Annotated in this window: 8 protein-coding genes and 2 pseudogenes; 1 reads left to right on the top strand and 9 read right to left on the bottom strand. The window is 52.0% G+C overall.

Annotated features, from left to right (window positions below):
* Positions 1-223 precede the first annotated feature (223 nt).
* From VU18_RS02710 to VU18_RS02690, 5 genes and pseudogenes are all read right to left on the bottom strand, one after another.
* Entirely contained in the window at positions 224-412 is a 189-nt protein-coding gene (locus VU18_RS02710; RefSeq protein WP_011230152.1) for a sporulation YhaL family protein, read from the bottom strand.
* Positions 413-524: 112 nt separating this feature from the next.
* Positions 525-653 (bottom strand): hypothetical protein, encoded by a 129-nt coding sequence (locus VU18_RS02705; RefSeq protein WP_014194989.1) that lies wholly within the window; start codon positions 651-653, stop codon positions 525-527.
* Between the two features lie 24 nt (positions 654-677).
* A complete protein-coding gene (gene yhaM, locus VU18_RS02700) occupies positions 678-1655 on the bottom strand; it encodes a 3'-5' exoribonuclease YhaM (RefSeq protein ID WP_011230150.1) in 978 nt (325 codons plus the stop codon).
* 118 nt (positions 1656-1773) lie between these two features.
* A pseudogene (locus VU18_RS02695) lies at positions 1774-2466 on the bottom strand (ABC transporter permease); the annotation flags it as partial.
* Positions 2451-2879, bottom strand: a pseudogene (locus VU18_RS02690) (ABC transporter ATP-binding protein); the annotation flags it as partial. The pseudogenes VU18_RS02690 and VU18_RS02695, both read right to left, overlap by 16 nt.
* 149 nt (positions 2880-3028) lie before the next feature.
* On the opposite strand from VU18_RS02690, the gene VU18_RS02685 reads away from it, so the two are divergent.
* Entirely contained in the window at positions 3029-3214 is a 186-nt protein-coding gene (locus VU18_RS02685) for a YhzD family protein (protein WP_014194986.1), read from the top strand.
* 37 nt (positions 3215-3251) lie between these two features.
* Here the strand turns inward: VU18_RS02685 and VU18_RS02680 are convergent, their stop codons facing one another.
* From VU18_RS02680 to VU18_RS02665, 4 genes are all read right to left on the bottom strand, one after another.
* Entirely contained in the window at positions 3252-4757 is a 1506-nt protein-coding gene (locus VU18_RS02680) for a coproporphyrinogen III oxidase (RefSeq protein WP_031206558.1), read from the bottom strand.
* Positions 4758-4971: 214 nt separating this feature from the next.
* The gene (locus VU18_RS02675; protein ID WP_011230145.1) at positions 4972-5835 is read right to left on the bottom strand and encodes a Cof-type HAD-IIB family hydrolase; all 864 of its coding nucleotides are present in this window, start codon (positions 5833-5835) and stop codon (positions 4972-4974) included.
* A gap of 133 nt (positions 5836-5968) precedes the next feature.
* Entirely contained in the window at positions 5969-6328 is a 360-nt protein-coding gene (locus VU18_RS02670; RefSeq protein ID WP_021322507.1) for a YlbF family regulator, read from the bottom strand.
* A gap of 71 nt (positions 6329-6399) precedes the next feature.
* A partial coding sequence (locus VU18_RS02665; RefSeq protein ID WP_047757625.1) for a DUF445 domain-containing protein occupies positions 6400-7393 on the bottom strand: 994 nt, incomplete at its 5' end.

Raw genomic sequence — 7393 nt, 5'->3', positions numbered from 1 at the left:
TGTTTTGAAAATTAAGCAGCTCTTTTTGCGCCCGTTCAAGCACCGGAAGCGGCAGCGCTGACGGGCCGGCGTTGAAGTTGTACGCGCGTTTCATTGTCATCCCTCACTTTGCCTCCTGGTAGTCCATTGATATTATTATCCTAGCACGATTCGCAAAAAAAGAAAGAGAATTTTTCAAAAAAAACGCTTTCAAACGAAATCTTCCAAAAAAAGAAAGCCCCTGCTATTGCAAGGACTTCGCTTGTTTCCGCCGCTCGCGCTCCTTTCGGATGCGCTCCATGTAAATCTCCCCTTCTTTTTCAATGAATGCTTCGTCGATTTCCCGCTCACGCGCCGCCGTTTTTACGGTCATATAGCCGCTGAAAATAATGCCGGCAACAACCAAATACACCCACCAAGGCAAACTGAGCATCGCCATTCCCCCTTGTATGCTTGTCTTGTACTTAGTACACTATACGCGCAACAAGGGGGCAGTATGCATGGAGAAAGAGGCGGGAAAGCCGCCTCTTTCTTAGGGACAACGCTTATGCTTCGTTTCGCTTCTTCTTTGTTTTCTTCTTCGCTTTCTTCCACTGTCGGCGCAGCTCGTTCAACTCTTCTTTCGCCTGTTCATACTGAGTCGTCGGGACGATTTCAATGATCGGTTCGATCATGATCATCCCCCCCTTTTTCCGCCCCTACTCTTTACTACCCGGATTTTTTGGCTTTGAAACAGACAAAAACGCTGGTTTGTAAAACGAGCGGTTGTCAAGGGCAAAAACGCGTTCCGTAAACTCACCCGGCTTCACCTTCTCGAGCGCGCGGTCGATCATCGTAATTTTCGCATCCAAATTGTCAATGTAATGAAGCACCTCAGCTTCTTTGACGAGCGGCGGCTTCGGGCTGCCCCACTCCGCCTTGCCATGATGCGCGAGCACAAGATGCTGCAAAATGACAACTTCTTCACCTTGAATGCCGAGCTGTTCCGCCGCCTTGCTGATCTCGCTCACCATGATCGAAATGTGTCCGAGCAAATTTCCTTCAAGCGTATACGCCGCCGATACCGGACCGGATAGTTCAATCACTTTGCCAAGGTCATGCAAAATGACGCCGGCATAAAGCAAATCTTTATTGAGCGACGGATAGAGATGGATGAGCGCCTTGGCGAGCTCGAGCATCGACACGACGTGGTACGCCAGTCCGGAGATAAATTCATGATGGTTTTTCGTCGCCGCTGGATACTCAAAAAACGCCTTTTCGTATTTTTTCAACAAATAGCGGGTAATGCGCTGGATGTTTGGATTTTCCATCGCAAATATGTATTCCATGACTTTCGCCTTCATTTCCTCGCGGCCGAGCGGAGCCTTCTCCAAAAAGTCATCGATGCGCACGGCATCGCCCGGATGAGCAGGACGGATCGAACGGATGCGCAGCTGCAATTTGCCGCGGTAGTTATGGATGTCTCCCGCCACTTTGACGATGCACTCCGGCACATACCGCTCTTCGTCATCCGGCGAGACATCCCACAGTTTGGCTTCAATGTCGCCGCTTTTATCTTGCAAAATCAAAGTTAAGAACGGCTTGCCGTTGCTGGCGATGCCTTTCGTTGCTGATTTGATGAGCAAAAAGAGATCAACTTGTTCCCCAACCTCATAATGGATGATGCCTTTCGCCACTTCGTTCTCCTCCGTTTCTCTGTACGTACTTTCTAGTATATCATAACGGTTAGAGGTCAAAAAGAAAGCCTTGCCGAAACGGCAAGGAAACATTGGCCCAAACGCCCCGTCACGCTGTTTATTTTTTTGTTAGCTGAATGGCCCGTTTTATATCCTTGAAAATGTTCATTCGCCCATACATCAGCACACCGCCTCGATACACTTTGGCGCCAAAATAGATCAGCAAGGCAATCGTCGCCGCTAAAAGCACAAGGCAAAGCGCCACTTCCCACCCCGGCACGGAAACGAGGCCGATGCGCAAAAACATGAGCATCGGAGCGAAAAAGGGAACAAACGAGGCGCCGGTCACGAACGCCGACTCTGGCGCATTCAAGCCAAACATCGCGATCATAAATGCAGCGACAACCAACATCATGACCGGCGTAATCGCCGGCTGCACATCTTCGACCCGGCTGACGAGCGAACCGAGCACGGCAAATAGCACCGCATACAAGAGGTAACCGAGCAAGAAAAAAACGAGTGCATACACAAATATCGATGCCGGCAGGTGGTCAAATCCGAGGAAACGCCACACTTCCTGCCCGCTCGTTTTTAACGCGGCGAAAGCGACGGCGAAAAAAACGAAAAATTGCGTCAAGCTCACAAGAGCAACGCCGATGATTTTGCCAAACAGCTGTTGGACCGGCGGGACGCTTGACACTAAAATTTCCATCACGCGCGACGATTTTTCCGTCGCCACCTCCGTCGCAATCATTCCTCCATACATCAAAACAAACATATACATCGCGAAAAGAAGGACATAAACTGGATTTTTTGCTGGTTGCCTTTCGACAGCTCCTCCACCCGCTTGTTGGCATAATCGCGGATATGGAAGCGCTCAAGCCAGCGGTCGATTTCTGGAAGAATATCCGTCTTCTTCATTCCACGCAACCGCCCTAAATACAGAAGCTGCTCTTGCACTTTCAGCTTCGGGTACAACCCGCGCTCTTCCGGCAAATAGCCGATCAGATGGCCTTTCGAGTAATCAATCGGTTCGCCTTGCCAACGGATCACCCCTTCCGTCGGGAGCAGAAGGCCTAAAATCATGCGAAAGGTCGTCGTTTTTCCCGCTCCGTTCGCCCCAAGCAATCCGAACATCTCCCCTTCTGGAACCGTCAACGTCAAATGGTCGACGGCCGTCGCCTGACCAAACCGTTTCGTCACCTCAATGATCTCTAAACTCATCCACATTCCCCCAACGTAAAACAAATTTTCCATCCACATTATTAAAACGTGCAGTCTCAAAAAAAGTTTCAGACAGAAGCAGGAATTTGCCTATCAAACCTCTAAATGAAAGAGAAATGAATGATGATTCAGCGAAAGGAGATGGTGACATGCCGATGTATACGTTGACCGCTTTTGAGCGCGACGGAGAAAAATTGCTCGATGAAACGTTTGAAGCAGCCAATGATGAAGAAGCGAAAAAAATCGGTGAACAAAAGCTGCGCGAGCGCGGCTGTTGGGACAAAACACACCGTTGCGTCAATGCCAGCGGCAAGCTCATTTTATTTCACCGCTAATCAAAACACCCCGGGGTTGTTCCCGGGGTGTTGTTATTTATCCAAATATTTCCTTTAATATATTGATTTTCTCTTCCGTATATTCGGCGAAATGCTCGTTGTACACTTTCGGCTCTTTGGGGTTCGCCTGGCGGGTGATTTTCCGCGTTTTCGGATCGACAAACTTGCTTGATGCCCCGCAGCCAAGGCCGATGATCGACTGCTGCTCTTCCATGATCATAATGTTGTATATGCTCTCTTGACCTGGCAGCGCGTAGCCGACGTTTTCAAGGTTGCCGAGAATGTTTTTTTGTCGATACAAATAGTAAGGGACATAACCGTGTTCCTTTGTCCATTCTTGGGCAGCCTTCATCATCGCCTGCACTTCCTCGCGGCTGGCGACTTTGTACTTTTGTTTGTTCTTTGTCATTTCCGACGCCCGTTTAAATGACAGCGTGTGGATGGTGAGCGATTCCGGCATGAGCCGCTCCGTCTCGGCGAGCGTATGCGTAAATTCCGCCAGACCCTCGCCGGGCAGTCCGATGATTAAATCCATATTAATGTTGTTCATACCCATTTGCCTTGCTAAATGAAACTTGTTGATCGTCTCTTCGACCGTATGATGGCGCCCGATCGCTTTTAACGTCTCCTGAATGTAGGATTGCGGGTTAATGCTGATGCGGTCGATCCGCCACTTTTTCAACACTTCGAGCTTCTCCGGCGTAATCGTATCCGGACGCCCGGCTTCGACCGTGATTTCGCGGACGCGGTCGACGTCTGGAAATACGTCATACATATGAGCGTACAGCCGGTCCATCTCGTCGGCCGTAATGCTCGTCGGCGTCCCGCCGCCATAGTAAATCGTTGTGATGCGGATGCCGCGCTCGCGCAAAAAGCGGCCGACCGCCTCCATTTCGTAATGAAGGCCGGCCAAAAAGGCGTCGACCGACCCTTGGCGGCCGTTGATGGCGTACGCCGGAAATGTGCAATAGGCGCATTTCGTTGGGCAAAATGGAATGCCGATATAGATGCTCACTTCGTGGGCCAAATCGTATAAATCCGGAACGACCGTGAGCTGACGATCCACGATCGCTTGCATTAATTCGATTTTTTCGTTTGTCACTAAATACTCTTCAGCCAGCTTCCGGTGCGCCTCTTCTTTCGAAAGGCCTGAGCGCAAAAGCTGATGAAGCAGCTTGACCGGACGAACGCCGGTCAGCACGCCCCACGGCTGAATGAGGCCGGTAGAACGCTCAAGCAACGTCAAATAGACATGCAAAACGGCGTTTTTCAGCTGTTTTTCGTACGTTTTCCCGTCAGCATCCGCCGGCGTGCTGCATTCATGACTCGCTTCCTCAACGCGCCCGGACGTCTTGTCGAGAAGCGTCCCAGAAACAGCGATGCACCCGTCTTTCTTGACGGAAAACATAACGGCCATATCGGCCTCGGGAAGCGGCGCGAGCGACAGCTCCGGCGCTTCGAAGAACAGCTCGGTCATCACTTCGAGCGGGCGCTGAAACCGTTCCGGATGCGGCAGTCCTTGAATTTCGATCCGCACGTTCATCACCTTTTCTTTCAAACTTCTTTCAGTGTACTGAACGGCTGTTTCCTTCGTCAAGCGGAAGAATGCACCTTTGCCGCCGACTTTATGGAAATGACTCTCGCCCGGCCAACTAGATTAAAAAAGCCGGGCATTCGCTCCGGCCTCATTTTTATGATTTTCGTGAAAACGGCAAGCGCCAGTTGTCCGCTCACGGTTCGCTCCCCGCTCAAGCTGCTTACTGTTTCGTTTTGAGTTTTTGCAAAAACTCGATCCGTTGCTGTTTGCGGAAATGTTCTTTCACCATGTAGGCGACGCCGAGCTGTTCGTTCGAACGCGTCACCCAGTCGGCCGCCCGCTTCACCTCAAGCGGTGCGTTCCCCATGGCGACGCCGAGCCCAGCCGCTTCAATCGCCGGCAAATCGTCAAGGCCGTCACCGATCATCACCGTTTCTTTCAACGATACGCCGATATGTTGAGCCAGCCGGCGCAACCCCGCGAGTTTAGACACTCCTTGCGGGACAATTTCCATTTTTCCGTTTGGCTGCATAATCATATCAATGGACGGAATCGATTTCGTCAATAAAGCGGCCGCTGCATCCCTCTCTTCGTCTGTAGCAAAATATACATCAATTTTCGGCACAGCGATCGGTTCGTCGATCAGCACATCGCCAAGTGAATCGACAAATTGGGTCGGATAGAAAAACGGGTCGCTTGAGGAGAGAACCGTTTGCACGACAAGGTTTTTCTTCACTTTCTTCCGATTGCCGAGCGAATACCGCTCATGCATGAGGCGGATGTTGCAGTTGAAGTTTTCCAAAATTTGCACGATATTAAACGTCCGCTCCTCAGGGATCACGGCGTCAAACAGCCTATCATCAAGCGTTCTGGCAATCATCGCTCCTTGGAATGCAATGAGCATCCCATCAAGCCGCAGCGCTTTCGCCACTTTGCGGGCGGAAAGCAAATTGCGGCTCGTGATTAACGTAACATAAACTCCTTTTTTCTTCACATAGTCGACCGCCTCTTTTGTTTCGCGCGGCAGGCGGCCGTTGTTTTTTAAAATCGTTCCGTCAATGTTGAGCGCCAACAGCTTATACACGGCTGTCTCCCCCTTTTGTCCGTCTCAACCTCTCTTGCCGCCGTCAGCAAGCTGGCGGCCGCTTTGCATTCCTTATCATTTTCATGACTATGACGAAACGGACAAAAAAAGAACACCCGACCGGGTGTTTTTCCTATCTTCCTTCCATGAATGAACGGTGCAACTCCTCAAGCGGCTTCATGGCGATTTGCTGAACCTCGGCAATGGTCATGCTCATTTGCTGCTCGAGCGCCATCAGGCGGGCGAGTTTCTCGTTTTGCTGGGCGAGCGCCATCGCCTTTTGCGCCTGTTCGATTTCATCAGGCAAAATGGCCGCCCCGCGCATCTGTTTTTCATGGAGCTGAAGCTGGATGTCGCGGACATTCGCGAACATTCGATAGGCGGTTTCATCTCGGCGGACATCTTCGTATGCCCGTTTCAGCTGCTGAAACGGCTCGCTCGCCCGAATCGCCTGCTCAAGCTGTCTAGCGAGCGCATGAAGGGGTTCAGACATAAAAAGAGCCTCCTATACGAATATCGTTCACGTTCTAACGTATGCGCCATCTGGCGGCGATATGCCACAGCCTACAGCCATAAGCCAATGACGCCTTGAACGGCGCCGATCAGCCCGCCAAGCAAAGCGCCCAAATACGTAATCATCTTTAGTTCACGGCGGGCGATCGATAAAATGATCGCTTCCAATCGTCGTAATGAAAACGACTCCACTTGGTCGCGGACAATATCCGCCAACCCAAGCTGTGCAACAATCGCCTCGATTTTGTCGCTTAACAGGCAGCTGACCGTTGCCGCCGCCTGCGGGATGAGGCGGTCAAACAATGGTTGCTCGTACGGAGCGATCAGCTCATCAAGCGGGCGATGCAGCCAGCCGCCGCTTTGCACCAAGCGGCGGGCAGCCGACCGCACCGCTTCATCGATGCGCCGGCGGCCGATCATCTCTTCCACGGTTGCGAGCGGATAGTCCAACCATTTGTTCCACTCCGTCCAAAGAAGGCGGGAGAGCACCTCTCTTGTGCCAGCATGGCGCAAAAATTTACCGAGCTCCGCCTGCACCTTATCGACGAAATTGACATTGCCAAGCAACGTCTGCAGCATATTTCCAACCATCCCGCGCTCTTGGAAAAAACGCTCGATCATGCTGGAAATCTGCTGCTTTCCCTCCTCGCTGCGAAAGTAGTCAAGCGTCCTGTCGGCCAAATAACCCGCTAGACTTTCGACGCGCGCTTCCATCGTCTGCTTCAACTCCGCTGGCAATACATCGCGTATCGGCCGCAGACGCCACGTTTCGCTCCACCGTTCATACGCTCGCTCAGCTTGCTCGGCCGCCATCGCTTCGAGCCGCTCGGCGGGAGAGCGAATACCGAGGCGTTCAAGCAACTCAGCCGGCGTTTCTTTGCGCGCAAGCCACTTTCGAAGCCATTCCCGCCCCCACTCGGCCATCTCGGCCGTAAAGGACGGATCCATGAGTTTGCGCCGCAATCCTTCCGGCGTCACCAAATGCTCCACGACCGTTTTCCCGAGCTGTTCGGCCAGCTCCCGCCGCCGCTTTGGAATCAATCCC

Source organism: Geobacillus sp. ZGt-1, from assembly GCF_001026865.1.
GTDB lineage: Bacteria > Bacillota > Bacilli > Bacillales > Anoxybacillaceae > Geobacillus > Geobacillus thermoleovorans.
The sequence above is the reverse complement of the archived record's forward strand: the minus strand, read 5'-3'. Positions and strand labels throughout refer to the sequence as shown.